General features: G+C 43.3%; 15 protein-coding genes. 10 read left to right on the forward strand and 5 right to left on the reverse strand.

Features of this window, described 5'->3' with window-relative positions; translation table 11 throughout:
• Window positions 1-52: 52 nt before the first annotated feature.
• Entirely contained in the window at window positions 53-892 is an 840-nt protein-coding gene (gene ampE / locus OPS28_RS07285; RefSeq protein ID WP_265608795.1) for a regulatory signaling modulator protein AmpE, read from the reverse strand.
• A complete protein-coding gene (gene ampD / locus OPS28_RS07290; RefSeq protein WP_265608796.1) occupies window positions 889-1,440 on the reverse strand; it encodes a 1,6-anhydro-N-acetylmuramyl-L-alanine amidase AmpD in 552 nt (183 codons plus the stop codon). Before ampD ends, ampE begins: the two co-directional genes overlap by 4 nt.
• A gap of 107 nt (window positions 1,441-1,547) precedes the next feature.
• Between ampD and OPS28_RS07295 the strand changes: the two genes are divergently transcribed.
• The 9 genes from OPS28_RS07295 to OPS28_RS07335 all read left to right on the forward strand — a co-directional run bounded on the left by OPS28_RS07295 (window position 1,548) and on the right by OPS28_RS07335 (window position 8,796).
• Window positions 1,548-2,048, forward strand: a complete 501-nt coding sequence (locus OPS28_RS07295; RefSeq protein WP_265608797.1) for a retropepsin-like aspartic protease family protein — start codon at window positions 1,548-1,550, stop codon at window positions 2,046-2,048.
• A 19-nt stretch (window positions 2,049-2,067) separates the two neighbouring features.
• Entirely contained in the window at window positions 2,068-2,925 is an 858-nt protein-coding gene (gene nadC / locus OPS28_RS07300) for a carboxylating nicotinate-nucleotide diphosphorylase (protein ID WP_265608798.1), read from the forward strand.
• 229 nt (window positions 2,926-3,154) lie between these two features.
• Window positions 3,155-3,571, forward strand: coding sequence for a pilin (locus tag OPS28_RS07305; RefSeq protein ID WP_265608799.1), 417 nt, complete (start codon window positions 3,155-3,157; stop codon window positions 3,569-3,571).
• Window positions 3,572-3,654: 83 nt separating this feature from the next.
• Window positions 3,655-4,866 carry a type II secretion system F family protein gene (locus tag OPS28_RS07310; protein WP_265608800.1) on the forward strand — a complete coding sequence of 404 codons (1,212 nt, stop codon included), beginning with the start codon at window positions 3,655-3,657 and terminating at the stop codon, window positions 4,864-4,866.
• Window positions 4,867-4,953: 87 nt separating this feature from the next.
• Window positions 4,954-5,829, forward strand: a complete 876-nt coding sequence (locus OPS28_RS07315; protein ID WP_265608801.1) for a prepilin peptidase — start codon at window positions 4,954-4,956, stop codon at window positions 5,827-5,829.
• A gap of 2 nt (window positions 5,830-5,831) precedes the next feature.
• Window positions 5,832-6,443: a dephospho-CoA kinase gene (gene coaE / locus OPS28_RS07320; RefSeq protein ID WP_265608802.1), complete on the forward strand. Its 612-nt coding sequence runs from the start codon at window positions 5,832-5,834 to the stop codon at window positions 6,441-6,443.
• Window positions 6,444-6,901: 458 nt separating this feature from the next.
• Window positions 6,902-7,654 carry a cell division protein ZapD gene (gene zapD, locus OPS28_RS07325; RefSeq protein ID WP_265608803.1) on the forward strand — a complete coding sequence of 251 codons (753 nt, stop codon included), beginning with the start codon at window positions 6,902-6,904 and terminating at the stop codon, window positions 7,652-7,654.
• A gap of 35 nt (window positions 7,655-7,689) precedes the next feature.
• Window positions 7,690-7,920 (forward strand): DNA gyrase inhibitor YacG, encoded by a 231-nt coding sequence (gene yacG, locus OPS28_RS07330; RefSeq protein WP_265608804.1) that lies wholly within the window; start codon window positions 7,690-7,692, stop codon window positions 7,918-7,920.
• A 9-nt stretch (window positions 7,921-7,929) separates the two neighbouring features.
• Window positions 7,930-8,796 (forward strand): aspartoacylase, encoded by an 867-nt coding sequence (locus OPS28_RS07335; protein ID WP_265608805.1) that lies wholly within the window; start codon window positions 7,930-7,932, stop codon window positions 8,794-8,796.
• Here OPS28_RS07335 and mutT read toward each other — a convergent pair.
• From mutT to OPS28_RS16980, 3 genes are all read right to left on the reverse strand, one after another.
• Window positions 8,791-9,177 carry an 8-oxo-dGTP diphosphatase MutT gene (gene mutT / locus OPS28_RS07340; RefSeq protein ID WP_265608806.1) on the reverse strand — a complete coding sequence of 129 codons (387 nt, stop codon included), beginning with the start codon at window positions 9,175-9,177 and terminating at the stop codon, window positions 8,791-8,793. The genes OPS28_RS07335 and mutT overlap by 6 nt on opposite strands.
• Window positions 9,177-11,885 (reverse strand): preprotein translocase subunit SecA, encoded by a 2,709-nt coding sequence (secA, locus tag OPS28_RS07345; RefSeq protein WP_265608807.1) that lies wholly within the window; start codon window positions 11,883-11,885, stop codon window positions 9,177-9,179. Before secA ends, mutT begins: the two co-directional genes overlap by 1 nt.
• A 133-nt stretch (window positions 11,886-12,018) precedes the next feature.
• The gene (locus tag OPS28_RS16980) at window positions 12,019-12,903 is read right to left on the reverse strand and encodes a M23 family metallopeptidase (RefSeq protein WP_269468623.1); all 885 of its coding nucleotides are present in this window, start codon (window positions 12,901-12,903) and stop codon (window positions 12,019-12,021) included.
• Window positions 12,904-13,228: 325 nt separating this feature from the next.
• Between OPS28_RS16980 and OPS28_RS07355 the strand changes: the two genes are divergently transcribed.
• Window positions 13,229-13,990 (forward strand): hypothetical protein, encoded by a 762-nt coding sequence (locus OPS28_RS07355; protein ID WP_265608808.1) that lies wholly within the window; start codon window positions 13,229-13,231, stop codon window positions 13,988-13,990.
• The last annotated feature ends 48 nt before the right edge of the window (window positions 13,991-14,038 follow it).

Here is a 14,038-nt window from a genome sequence, read left to right on the forward strand (position 1 = left end):
TACTTATCATGAAGTTACCATTCATCAAAAACTGGTCTGACATGAGTTTTAGTTAGTCTGTGATACCGATAATGGTTAAGAATGCAACAACTACAACGGTCATTTTCATTGTTCTCTTGGCCAATTCCACATAACTTGCTGGGGCAGAGTGAAATTCTTCACTTGTGGCGTTATCTGCGGTGGCTTGGGTCGCAACGTGGGTGATGACCTGCTTAGCCGAAACTGAGATATTTGTGAGGTACTTTAGCCATGTAGGGAGTGCTCGGGTAAAGTCCCCAATAAACAGATAACCTGCCGAGGTTATTCGCGCTGGAACATAGTTAAGCCATTCATACCATATATTCAATTGTTTTGAAGGCAATTTTTTGGCGTTACCCGCGAGAATCGTCCAGTCTCTCACTACTGCATATAACACCACTCCAGCGGCACCAAATACAGTGAACCAGATTACAACTGACGTATAAAATTGAAAGTTAACCCAGGCTAATTCTCGCCCTATCGTTCTATTTATAGCAACAGGGTTATTTGCGGGCACAGTGGGTAACAGCTTTTGGGCTGTCAAATAACAAGCCTCATTATCTTTTCTGACCCATGCTTCGCGGTAATTGCGATACTGATTAGCGGCATTAGCTTGTCGCAATGCAGCCATTACAATAAAACATTCTAGTAGAAATTGAAGCAATCCAGGCAACCAATCAGCAAGAAGGTATGCCATCAGTACGGGAAAAAAAATCGCTAAGGTAATTGAGATCATGTCTGTTTTGGGTGATACCAGCTGTTTCTCAATTAGCCATTCTGCATAGCGGCCTGTAGACCACATCGAATAAAGCTGCGCTTTTCTTTTTAACGTTCGGTCAAGCAGTAATGCTATTAAAATAATGATAAGGGTCATTTCGCGGTTCCTTGACTAATTGATTGTCTGAACAGACACCAGTTAAACGCTTCGCCGGGATCTGTTTTTCGTCCAAACGCAATATCGCAATGTCCGACTATTCTTCCTAACGTAATTGCTGGGTAATGGGTAATGATTTCGTTAGTCAGAGCGACTAAACTCGCATATTGTTCCCCGGTGAATGGCGTAGTATCAGTTCCTTCCATTTCAATGCCGATAGCGAAGTCATTGCAACGGTTACGCCCTTGAAAAGATGACAATCCGGCGTGCCACGCTCGTTTACAGAACGGGACATACTGCTCGACCTCACCGTTTCGCCGGATAACACAATGTGCTGAAACTTTTAAATGGGCGATTTCTTTAAAGAAAGGATGCGCGTTAGGGTCTAAAGTCCCGCTGAACAAGTCTTCTATATAATCCCCGCCGAATTCACCCGGGGGTAATGAGATGTTATGGATAACCAAAAGCGAGATATCGCTAGCTTCAGGCCGTTCATCATAAAATGGCGATTGTTTTTGGATGGCTGACGTATAGTAGTCGTAGGGCACAACAGACGCTCCTATTCAAACAGTGAGTAAAGTCTGACAGCCACAAATGTAATCTACAAGTGAAAATGGTATAAAGGGCAAAATGTTGTTGATGTGGGAAAGTAGACATGACTGAATCAGGCGGAAAATGGATGTATATTCTGGCGTGGTTATGTGGCTTAGGATTGCTTGCAGCTGTGTTTAATAACGTATTGGAAAAGCGCTACAACCCTAACCAACAACCAGATTCGTACCGTTCAGGTGGCCAGGTGGAAGTAAAGCTTAAGCAGAACCGATTCGGCCACTATGTGACAAGTGGCACCATAAATGGGCAGACGGTGACCTTTATTGTTGATACGGGGGCAACTGACGTAGCAATTCCTGCTCATCTGCAAAATAAACTGTCACTTACACCGGGCCGTACCGGTTTAGCCAACACCGCAAATGGAACGGTTCGTATTGCCTTAACTGAAATAGATACGTTAACCATTGGTGATATTCGCTTGAACAACGTTAGAGCAAACTTAAATCCGGGTATGTCTGGGAATGAAATTTTGCTTGGAATGAGTGTTTTGCGCCAACTAGAGTTTACTCAGCGTGGAGAATGGTTAATATTGCGTACCTTTTAAAATAATTGGATTACCGCACATGAATCGCCCGTCTCAGCAGGATATCAGTAGCCAAGTCAAACACGCTCTTGAGGAAGATCTCGGAGGTAGCATTAATATTGAAAACGATATTACTGCCTGTTTAATTGATACTAACACCACAGCACAGGCTAAAGTCGTCACCCGAGAAGACTGTACTGTATGCGGGGTCGAGTGGGTAAATGAAACGTTTTTCCAAATAGATAGAACGCTGGAAATTACGTGGTTTGTGAAAGATGGTGATCAAGCGCTAGCAGATGCAACACTGTTTACTGTGAGCGGAAACGCCCGCGCTATTCTTACCGCCGAACGAACCGCGCTTAATTTCTTACAAACCTTAAGTGGAACCGCCACAACGACAGCCAGATACGCCAAGCTTTTAGCACATAGCGATACTCAAATACTGGATACGCGCAAAACGTTACCGGGTATGCGACTTGCCCAAAAGTACGCCGTGACATGTGGGGGCGGCAAAAACCATAGAATAGGTTTGTTCGACGCCTTCTTAATTAAAGAAAACCACATTGCTGCCTGTGGCTCTATACCTAACGCAATTAGCACAGCAAAACGCCTGCATCCTAAAAAACCCATTGAAGTAGAAGTCGAAAACTTCGATGAACTAGAACAAGCGGTTGATGCGAAAGCAGATATTATTATGTTGGACAATTTTACTAACGAACAGATCCAACAGGCAGTCGACATCAATCAGGGACGGAGTAAACTGGAAGTGTCAGGCAATATTACTGATGAAAGGCTGTTTTCGTTGTCGAAACTAGGTGTCAATTACGTATCGTCAGGTGCGTTGACTAAACACGTTAATGCGATAGACTTATCGTTACGATTAACAATAAAGGATTGATATATATGCGTTTAATCGAGGATCGAAAGTTATAAATTCGTCTCCCCAGGAGCGCCAAAGATAATCAAACCTAACACTTACGTATAACCGCTCATACTTGTCAGTAAGCAATTGGCCTCTATACTGAGAATCAAGTACCGGGGTCGTAACAAAATTAAACGCCTCAGGTATAGGTAGAAATGAAATTGAAACTGCTAACAAAGCAAGACTAACGTCCCGGAGAAAGACCATGAACCAAGTACAAGCTAACAACCAAAAAGGCTTTACCTTAATCGAATTAATGATTGTTGTAGCAATCATCGGTATTCTAGCTGCGATTGCTTTGCCAGCTTACCAAAACTATACGCAGAAAGCGAAATTCACAGAAGCTGTGAATGCAACTGCCGCTGTTAAGTCTGCGGTTGAAGTGTGTGCACAAACCGTTGGCGGCGCTACCCCATTGAATGACTGTGACGGTGGCTCAAATGGCATACCAGCTGATACCACTACACTTACCACTACAAACGGTGTGGTAGTTTCAACTGCTTCTGCTGCTTCTGGTATAACAAAAGCGGACGGCACTGCAGCGACATATACGCTTACTCCTACTTTCGCAGACGGTAAAGTAACTTGGGTAGCAGTTTGTGACCCAGCAACACTTTGCTAATTGTCAAAGAATATTGTAAAGATAAAGCCCAGTGATAACTGGGCTTTGTTGTCTCCAGCGCCTTTAAAAGTCAGGTTATTATCATGGCAAAAGCAGCATCCATCTTTGTATGGCAGGGAAAAGATAAAGCGGGGAACAATCGCAAGGGCGAAATTTCTGCAATGTCGCTTGCCGAAGCAAAAAATTTACTACGCCGCCAAGGTATTTCTGCCAACAAAGTAAAGAAATATGCAAAACCCTTGTTCGGTGGGGGTGGTAAAAAAATTGAGCCTGCTGATATTTCCGTTATGTCCCGACAAATCGCTACCATGCTGGGTGCTGGCGTAACACTTATCCAGTCATTGGAAATGATCGCGCAAGGCCATGCCAAACCTTCTATGCGCAAAATGCTCGGTGAGATTACCGAAGAAGTTAAAGCTGGTACTCCACTATCAAATGCGCTGCGTAAGCATCCTGAATATTTTGATGATTTGTATTGCGACTTAGTGGCTACAGGAGAGCAGTCGGGTGCGCTTGAAACCATTTACGACCGCATCGCTATTTATAAAGAAAAAGCAGAAGCATTAAAGTCAAAAATTAAAAAAGCAATGTTTTATCCTGTGGCAGTGTTGATCGTTGCTTTTATCGTTACCACTATTCTTCTTATTTTCGTGGTTCCTCAGTTTGAAGAAATATTTAGTAGTTTTGGTGCTGAACTTCCCGCTTTCACACAGATGGTGCTAGCCCTTTCGGCTTTTGTTCAAAATTATGGGCTTTTCATCGGAGCAGGGATAGGTGTAGCTGGCTATCTTTTTATGAAGCGTTACAAAAAGTCGCAGTCATTGAGAGACAAAGTCGACAAACTCCTATTACGTATTCCAGTCATTGGCGAAATTTTGAAAAAAGCCAGTATCGCCCGTTTTACCCGAACCCTTGCCACTACCTTCGCGGCTGGCGTGCCACTAATCGGCGCGTTGGATTCGGCCGCCGGCGCATCGGGTAATGCTGTTTACCGTGACGCCATTTTATTTATCAAAAAAGAAGTGGCAGGCGGTATGCAAATGAACACTGCGATGCGAGCCACTGCTGTGTTTCCTGATATGGTGACACAAATGATTGCTATTGGTGAAGAGTCAGGTGCGGTTGATGAAATGCTAAGTAAAATTGCAACCATTTATGAAGCGGAAGTGGATGATATGGTTGACGGCCTTACCAGCCTATTGGAGCCTCTTATTATGGCAGTCCTGGGTGTCGTGATTGGTGGACTAATCATTGCGATGTACCTACCAATCTTCCAAATGGGCAATGTAGTGTAACGATAAAATAAGCAACAATGTACGATTCACATTGTTGCTCTCTTCACTTTCTGGCACCCTTTACACAAAAATAAAGCAAGTAAACTTATGGACGCCTTTATACATTTAAGTTTTACCAGCCCTCCCTTTTTCCTGGGCTTAGTTTTTATCGTCAGTCTTATGGTAGGTAGCTTTTTAAATGTCGTGATTTATAGGCTGCCTATTATGATGGAAAAAAGCTGGAAGAAAGAGTACCAGCACTACTTCCACCCTGATGGCTCGCTACCAAACCCACAACCATTTAACTTAGTGAAACCCGACAGCACCTGCCCACGTTGTCAGCACAAAATTCGTCCATGGGAAAATATTCCTCTCATTAGCTACCTGTTACTCAGAGGTAGATGTGCAAAATGCCGTGCGCCTATTTCGATGCGCTATCCACTGGTTGAGCTTCTTACCGCATGCGCGGCTACTTTCATTGCCTGGCACTTTGGTCCTTCAGCGCAAGCGTTAAGTGCAGTTTTAATCACGTATATCCTAATTAGCTTGATCTTTATCGACCTGGATAAAATGCTGTTACCGGATCAACTTACCTTGCCGTTACTCTGGTTTGGTTTAATTTTAAGCACACAAGCCGTGTTTGTTACCCCCTCGCAAGCTATAGCGGGAGCAGCCGCGGGCTACTTAAGCTTATGGTCTGTATATTGGTTATTTAAGTTAGTTACGGGTAAAGAAGGCATGGGTTATGGTGATTTTAAACTTCTTGCGGCATTAGGTTCTTTCACCGGCGTGATGGGATTACCCATTATTATCCTATTTTCTTCTTTAGTCGGTGCTATATGCGGAATCATCATGATGGTAACGCAAAAGAAAGGAAGCTCACTAGCGATTCCATTTGGCCCATATTTAGCTATTGCGGGTTGGCTAACCCTAATGTTTAAAACGGAAATAGTTTCAGCCTACTTAAATTGGGTTCTCGCTTAACTATGTTTTTTGAAGATAAATTTGTGGTAGGACTGACGGGCGGAATCGGCAGTGGTAAGTCCAGCGTCAGTAAGGAATTTGAAAATTTAGCGATAGATGTCATTGATGCGGATGTCATTGCTCGCGAAGTCGTGCTTCCGGGCACACCCGCTTTATCTCAGATATCGTCATATTTTGGCAATGATGTATTGAACGAGGATGGGTCGTTAAATCGCGCGATATTGAGACAACGCGTGTTTAATAATGACGTAGAAAAAGAATGGCTTAATGCACTATTACACCCCGCGATCCGTCAGCGAATGGCTATTGCTATCAAAGACACCACCAGCCCATACTGCATCCTGGCTGTTCCTTTACTGATAGAAAACAATCTCACCAGCCTGGTAAATCGTGTGTTAGTGGTTGACTGTCCAGAAACATTACAAATACAACGTGCCAGCCGACGTGATGGGAGTAACGCCAGTTTGATAAAAAGCATCATAAACTCTCAAGTACCGCGTGAGACACGACTAAGCGTCGCTGATGACATAATTGTAAACGATGGCTCCCTGGCGGAAATCCCACGATTAGTAAATGAACTGCACATAAAATATCTGCAATTAGCTAAAAATTAGACAGTATTACTGGTTGTTAACACCGCATTAGATACTAACCTGCGGAAGTAATAATATGCTTCCGTGTTGATGTTTCTGCGCTTACCCCCTGGATTACTGAACAGCTTTAGGTGCCGATAGTGTGAAGGCTCGAAGGTCCAGTCAGCATTAATGCACACAGCCCGCCATGTAACAAACTCTGCTAACAAAGATAAAAAAGACCATCTGCTATTTGTAAACTGGGTTATAATGCCCGCCACCCGCGTCTTGCCCCGTTTCATCCAACGATGATGGATTCTTCTTTCTCCGCACTAGTCACACACTGATATATATTGGTATAACATGTTGCTATATCTGATCACTTACCATCTCCTATAGGTATCAATAGCAATCCATACTATTGTGGGGGCGGGTAAAATGCTTGAATTTTGCGTGGTTTTACGGTGTAGTGCGCACCGAATATGGCAATGAGGGACTACATGACTGAATCTGTTTTTGAATTTCCACTAAAGGAGAAGGTCCGAAATTACCTGCGCATTGAGCAGCTTCTGGTGCAGCTTAAGACGGGGGCAAAGGGCGAAAACAGTACGTTACAGATGTATTTTTTTGATCGTCTTTTTACCTTACTTGATTTGGTAGATCGGCTGGATTTACGCACAGATGTACTGAAAGATATTGAAGTGCACGAGCGAAATTTGGTTTATTGGTCACAGCATCCAAATATTGATAGCACCGCTTTAGAGCAGGCGCTTCAATCAATATTAAGGTTGAAAGAAAAATTGAAGGCCAGCAAAAAGTTTGGCCATGAATTAAAAGATGACAAATTTTTAAATTCAATCAGACAACGATTTGTTATACCAGGTGGCGCATGTAGTTTCGATTTACCCAATTTGCATTTTTGGTTAGTACAACCCTTAGTAACCCGCCAACACGATATTCAGCAATGGATGGACAATTTGAAACTTATACAGGAATCAATTGCCATTAGTTTGTCCTTTTTGCGAGAACGCGGTCATTTTTCCCCGCATACCGCTGAGCATGGGTTTTACCAAGGCGTGGCGGAAGACAAAAATGAATTGATTCGGGTAAAGTGTGACGTGGGAGAAGGCTACTACCCCACCCTAAGTGGTAATAAATACCGTTATGCTATACGTTTTATGTGGTTTGAACCCGGTGAACAGCAATCGTCATCTGTAGAATCTAAAGTAACATTTTCTATTGCTGCCTGTTAGAATTTACATTTTAAAATTAGGAAGAATACCTTTATATGAAAGTGAACTGTCCGACCTGTCAAGTCGATGTAAACTGGGAAGACAAAAGTGAATTTCGTCCTTTTTGTTCTAAACGATGCCAAATGATCGATTTAGGCGACTGGGCGAGTGAAAGCAATGCAATAGCTGGGAAACCCCAAGCCACGTCGGGCGCACCTACGTCAATAGATATCGAAGAAATTGAAGCTGCCTTGGCAAAACAAAGTGATTCTTTTTTCACCCACTAGGGCCCGATCATGATAGAAAAGGTGATGTTTGTTGCAGGTACTCATGGTAATGAGATGAGTGGCATTCAGCTAATTAAAAATTGGCAACACAATGGGTGTCCATACAAATATTCTTCCTTTGAACTCACCAGCATGCTCGCTAATGAAGAAGCTATCTCCCGTCATGTGCGTTTTGTGGACGAAGATCTCAACCGTCAGTTTTCACCAGCAAAACTAACGAACCCTGATATTTCACTAGAAAGTCAGCTTGCCATAGACATCAACGCTAAACTTGGGCCCAAAGGCGAATCTCAATACGATTTAGTGGTAGATATTCATAATACTACAAGCAACATGGGTGCGACGCTAATTCTTCCATCAAGTGAGCCCTTTTACGTCACTATGGCAAGATACATAAAACAAGTATTGCCTGAAGCGAATATATTGGTTGAAGATGAAAAACCTTATGAACAGCATCCTTATTTATGCACACTAGGCAAGCATGGCGTCATGATAGAAGTCGGGGCCCAGCCACAGGGCGTGCTTAGAGAAGATGTTTATCAGCTGACAACTTTGCTGGCAGGCTCTGTCGTGGCATTTTGTGAAGCCTTCAATACTAATAAGCTAACTCACTTGGAACCTTGTCTGGCATTTCGTTTCGTTGAAAACATCCTGTTTCCGCTTAATGAAAAGGGTGAGCGTACGGCGATGATTCACCATCAGTTGCAAGACGCTGACTTTGTGCCACTACTGAGTGGGCAACCAATATTTAAGAGTTTTGATGGAACTGAGATAGTGTGGGAAGGCGAAAAAGAAACGTTCCCCCACTTTATTAACGAGGCAGCCTATAGCAAACAACACATTGCATTCGCTACCGCAGAGTCATTTGTACTATGAAGCTTTCAACACGTCTAGAATAGCAACGTTTGCGGCGGGGAAGTCTTCAGCTTTAAGCGACGTTATCTGACTCCACTTATGCTTTTGTCCCTCAACGCCGTGAGGCTCGCCGCTAAAATCAGTTACCTCGCGTACCAAAAGAGCTACTCTTTTATCGCCGTAGTCATGGGTAATATCAATTAATGGCTGACAGTTATTAACAGTAATGCCGACTTCTTCGAACAGCTCTCGTCTCAACGCATCAACTACACTTTCTCCAGCATCGATTTTCCCCCCGGGAAACTCCCACTTACCGCCTTGGTGTTGGTGGTCTGGTCGCAGGCAGATAAAAACTTCATCTGCTCTGCGTATAACACCAACAGCAACCTGAACAATTTTCATTAATTTAATTTGCCGTGGCACTGCTTGTATTTTTTACCCGAACCGCATGGGCAAGGGTCATTTCGTCCCACTTTCGGCCCTTCTCGGACAGCAGTTTGTACACGGCCACTTTCAGAATTAGGGGTCGCCGTTGCTTCTTCATGTTTGAAGTTTTTCGGTGTGCTGTTGGCTTGCCGACGTTGTTCTTCAACTTTTTCGACGTCAGATTCAGCTTTTACCTGAACACGACTCAAAATTGTGATCACTTCAACTTTAAGTGCTTCAAGCATTTGTGAGAATAACTCGAAGGACTCACGTTTGTATTCCTGTTTGGGGTTTTTCTGCGCGTAGCCACGTAAATGGATACCTTGACGCAAGTGATCCATCGCGGCTAAATGCTCTTTCCAATGACTATCCAGGTTCTGTAGCATGACTGCTTTTTCAAATTGTCGTAAGACCCCTTCACCTACAGCTTTTTCTTTTTCAACATAGGCTTCTTCAATCTGCGTTAGAATTCGTTCACGAACTTTTTCTTCATAAAGCTTGTCATCGTCGTCCAGCCATTTCTGAATTGGAAGATCAACAGCGAAATCCGCCTTTAACCGCTCTTCAAGCGCAGGCACATCCCACATTTCTTCCAAGGATTGTGGCGGGATATATTCATCAATCACCCTATTTACCACGTCTTCGCGAACGACTTTGATGGTTTCGCTGATATCGCCTTCATTTAACAGCTCGTTGCGCTGTTCGTAAATCACTTTACGCTGATCGTTGGCTACATCATCGTATTCCAGTAGTTGCTTACGAATATCAAAGTTGCGGCCTTCCACTTTGCGCTGTGCGTTCTCGATTGCACGCGTTACCCACGGATGTTCAATCGCTTCACCTCGCTCCATGCCTAAACGCTTCATCATTCCAGCCATTTTTTCTGAAGCGAATATGCGCATTAAGGCATCATCCAGAGAAAGGTAAAAACGGCTAGATCCTGGATCACCTTGACGGCCGGAACGTCCACGTAGCTGGTTATCTATACGGCGTGATTCATGACGTTCTGTACCTATGATATGTAAGCCGCCTGCTTCCAATACTTTGTCATGGCGTTCCTTCCACGCAGCTTTGATTTTTTGAATTTTCTCTTCAGTAGGATTTTCTAGTTTTTCTACTTCAGCCTGCCAATTACCCCCAAGGACGATATCGGTGCCTCGACCGGCCATATTTGTTGCAATAGTCACAGCCCCGGGTTTACCGGCCTGTTCAACAATATCTGCTTCTTGAGCATGGAACTTTGCATTCAAAACTTTGTGTGGAATTTTCGCTTTTTTCAAAACGCGTGAAAGCAGTTCGGAGTTTTCGATTGAAATGGTACCCACTAAGGTAGGCTGACCACGTTCAACACACTTTTTAATATCTTCCACGATAGCTTCGTATTTTTCTTCCGCGGTAAGATAAATTAAGTCCGCTTTATCGTCGCGGATCATGGGCTTGTTAGTCGGTATAACGACCGTTTCCAGGCTGTAAATATGTTGGAATTCGAAGGCTTCTGTATCAGCAGTACCTGTCATGCCAGATAACTTGTCGAATAAACGGAAATAATTCTGGAAGGTAATGGAAGCCAAGGTCTGGTTTTCATTCTGAATACGCACGCCTTCTTTCGCTTCCACTGCCTGATGGAGCCCTTCTGACCAACGGCGTCCTTCCATCGTTCGACCCGTGTGCTCATCAACAATCACAATGTTATCGTCTTTTACAATGTAGTCGACGTCCTTTCTAAACAGCTTATGCGCGCGCAAAGCAGCATTAATATGATGAAGTAAAGAAATATTACCCGCATCAAATAAAGACTCTTCCTGCGGTAAAATGCCTTCTTCTTTCAGGATAGCTTCGACGTGAATTTGACCATTTTCGGTGAGGTGAATTTGGCGTGCTTTTTCATCGACGGTATAGTCCCCATCCCCCGGATTATCTTCTTCATCTTCTTTTTCTTGTTGTACCAATTTTGGAATTATCGTGTTAATACGACGATACAATTCCGAGCTGTCTTCAGCTGCCCCTGAAATAATTAAAGGCGTACGTGCTTCGTCAATTAAAATTGAGTCGACTTCATCCACTACAGCATAATTCAGTTCACGTTGTACCCGATCTTGTGGACTGAACGCCATATTGTCACGTAAATAATCGAAACCGAATTCGTTATTAGTGCCGTAGGTAATATCTGCTCTGTAAGCTTCACGTTTGGTTTCTGAGGCCATACCGGGGATATTACATCCTACAGTCATGCCCAGAAAGGCGAATAAGGGTCTGCTCCAGTCGGCGTCACGCTTAGCCAGGTAATCGTTCACGGTTACGACATGAACCCCCTTGCCAGACAACGCATTAAGGTAGGTCGGTAAGGTAGCGGTTAGTGTTTTACCTTCACCCGTACGCATTTCGGCAATTTTACCCTGGTGCAAAACTTGCCCACCTAGCAATTGCACATCAAAATGACGCATGCCAAAAACACGCTTACTCGCCTCACGAACAGTGGCAAACGCTTCGACTAAAAGATCATCAAGTGACTCGCCTTTTTCAATTCGGGTTCTAAATTCAGCTGTTTTGGCCTTAAGCTCATCATCGGTAAGCGCTTCGTAATCCGCTTCAAGCGCATTAATGGCAACGACAGATTTTTGTAGTTTTTTTAATAGTCGGTCATTTTTACTACCGAAAATTTTCTTGATGACACTTGCAAACATGTTTTTGAGATCCCACTACCTGTACTCAACGATAATCTGTTACCAAAGAGCAATTTAACTTAAAGCGGTATTAAAAGCGCTGTGCTTATTAGTACCTGTTATTTAATTTATACTTTTTTATTTATTCTGATTTCTATTTTGCACGGCCATCCACAAAAGGTAATGGATTGACGTGCCGGCCATTCTTTAATACTTCGTAATGCACGTGTGCCCCGGTGGAGCGACCGGTACTGCCCATTTGCGCAATAACCTGGCCTTTGGTTACCACATCTCCGACAGCGACATGCACGGTCTGATTATGCGCGTAACGCGTTTTCATGCCGTTGATATGATCGATTTCAACCATCTCACCATATCCATATCGTTTACCAGCCCAACTCACTATTCCCGCCCCCGTAGCGATGACCTCATCACCGCTATTGCCGGCAAAATCTAACCCGGTATGCTGCGCAGACTCACCTGTAAAGGGATCTTCGCGCAAGCCGTAATAAGATGACAACCAGCCACGCTGTATCGGGCGTCCTGACAACTGCACCTCAGTGTCGATATGGTGGCCTCTTACCAAACTTTCAAGCATGGATAGTTGAGACTGTTTTGTCGCTAGACTTTCCTGCAGTTCGGTAATAGCCATGTCTAAGGGATGAGAACCCGAGGGTGAGTTAACCAAAACAGGTTCAATTGCCTCTAAATCCTCGTCGCTTATGCCTAAACTTTGCGCGAGCGTAACCACCCGACTTTGCAACGCGTAGAGTTGGACATTCGCTTGTGCAATATCCTGATTAACTACTGCTAATTGGGTCGTTGCACGTTCACTTAACGCATTTATTTGTTGCTGTACCTGCGCCACAATTTGTTGGGAAACGTGCACCCGTGCGAGGTTTTCACTAACCGAATCAGTAGACCGACTCGACACCAAAATAAACATTGACGATAGCACAGCGATACTCAATAAACGACGGACACTTATAGAGTGCTCGAAACATTTATTATCTTTGCTAATTGTTAATGTTAATTTCATGCATCGCCCTGAAAAAAATGGAGCCCTAGTTTACCTTTGAATGGCGCAAGGAACAAATAATACCAAACCATAATTATAGGTGTTGACTCAGCGCGAGCATTTTCTACTATCTGATTAGTCAATTTTGGAAATGAGCGCAGCTAAAAAGCTGACAAAACTACACCCTAAGAAAAAAGCGAAATGTGCTGACTATCAACCAGACACCAACTGTGAGTTTGGGATTAGCCAATGGACGCGTCTTTAGTAACAAAATTATTTACTTGGGAAAAAATAAGAGAAGTGATTACTATCAACCAGACACCAACTGTGAGATTGGGATTAGCCAATGGACGCGTCTTTAGTAACAAAATTATTTACTTGGGAAGAAATAAGAGAAGTGATTACTAAAAAGCAACTTTTAGTTGCGCCTATATTAACGCTTCTACTAACAGGTTGCGGTGAAAGTCTAGAGGGTAGTGAGCAGGTTAAGGTTCAACTAGGCAATGTTAACCTTTGTTTAGAAAAGAAATACGCTTCGGACGTATTACCACCGAGGTTATCTGCCATTTCTTCTAAATTAGATAATAGCTATGACACAATGCGAGTTGTCTTTAAGCCTGAGGAACTCAGGAATGCCATAGACACTTATGAACCCGACAGTAACGTTATTAATGGCAAAAAACGCGTCACTTCCAGAGGGGTTATTTTCTCAAACAAGCGTGCGGTCTCAGGCGTCAGTCAGGCTGGTAAATTGTTGCTAGATAAAACTCGTGGATCATCAGAGGTCTTTGAATATGACGAGACCAATAAGGCATTTAGAGTTTACTTACATAACAGTCGCACAAGTTGGAGCTTTGTAAGGAGTGACCTATTGCCCGATAACATTGATAAATTTACTATTCAAGATTGGGAAATGGCTTATTGCTCAAAGTACCGATATGACAGAACCTTTACCTGCATAGTGCAACGTATTCACGAAGGTGTTCATTATCAAACCTCAATAGACGAGGAAAATTTTAAGAATTTCGATAAATATGAATCATTCATCCATGAGAAAATTGAACATTGGAAAAGAAATTGTGAGTTAGCATCAGACCATGCTATCTAAGGAGCATGGTCTATTCTGAATGCCGCTTACAGATTCACGTTCAATAAA

This window comes from Alteromonas sp. ASW11-130, assembly GCF_026183735.1.
Lineage (GTDB): Bacteria > Pseudomonadota > Gammaproteobacteria > Enterobacterales > Alteromonadaceae > Alteromonas.

Coding starts and splice junctions, on each gene's coding strand:
- OPS28_RS07295 (WP_265608797.1), top strand. CDS start 1,548: ATGACTGAATCAGGCGGAAAATGGATGTATATTCTGGCGTGGTTATGT.
- OPS28_RS07355 (WP_265608808.1), top strand. CDS start 13,229: ATGGACGCGTCTTTAGTAACAAAATTATTTACTTGGGAAGAAATAAGA.
- OPS28_RS07315 (WP_265608801.1), top strand. CDS start 4,954: ATGGACGCCTTTATACATTTAAGTTTTACCAGCCCTCCCTTTTTCCTG.
- OPS28_RS07335 (WP_265608805.1), top strand. CDS start 7,930: ATGATAGAAAAGGTGATGTTTGTTGCAGGTACTCATGGTAATGAGATG.
- OPS28_RS07305 (WP_265608799.1), top strand. CDS start 3,155: ATGAACCAAGTACAAGCTAACAACCAAAAAGGCTTTACCTTAATCGAA.
- OPS28_RS16980 (WP_269468623.1), bottom strand. CDS start 12,903: ATGAAATTAACATTAACAATTAGCAAAGATAATAAATGTTTCGAGCAC.
- secA (WP_265608807.1), bottom strand. CDS start 11,885: ATGTTTGCAAGTGTCATCAAGAAAATTTTCGGTAGTAAAAATGACCGA.
- coaE (WP_265608802.1), top strand. CDS start 5,832: ATGTTTTTTGAAGATAAATTTGTGGTAGGACTGACGGGCGGAATCGGC.
- zapD (WP_265608803.1), top strand. CDS start 6,902: ATGACTGAATCTGTTTTTGAATTTCCACTAAAGGAGAAGGTCCGAAAT.
- ampE (WP_265608795.1), bottom strand. CDS start 892: ATGACCCTTATCATTATTTTAATAGCATTACTGCTTGACCGAACGTTA.
- nadC (WP_265608798.1), top strand. CDS start 2,068: ATGAATCGCCCGTCTCAGCAGGATATCAGTAGCCAAGTCAAACACGCT.
- OPS28_RS07310 (WP_265608800.1), top strand. CDS start 3,655: ATGGCAAAAGCAGCATCCATCTTTGTATGGCAGGGAAAAGATAAAGCG.
- mutT (WP_265608806.1), bottom strand. CDS start 9,177: ATGAAAATTGTTCAGGTTGCTGTTGGTGTTATACGCAGAGCAGATGAA.
- yacG (WP_265608804.1), top strand. CDS start 7,690: ATGAAAGTGAACTGTCCGACCTGTCAAGTCGATGTAAACTGGGAAGAC.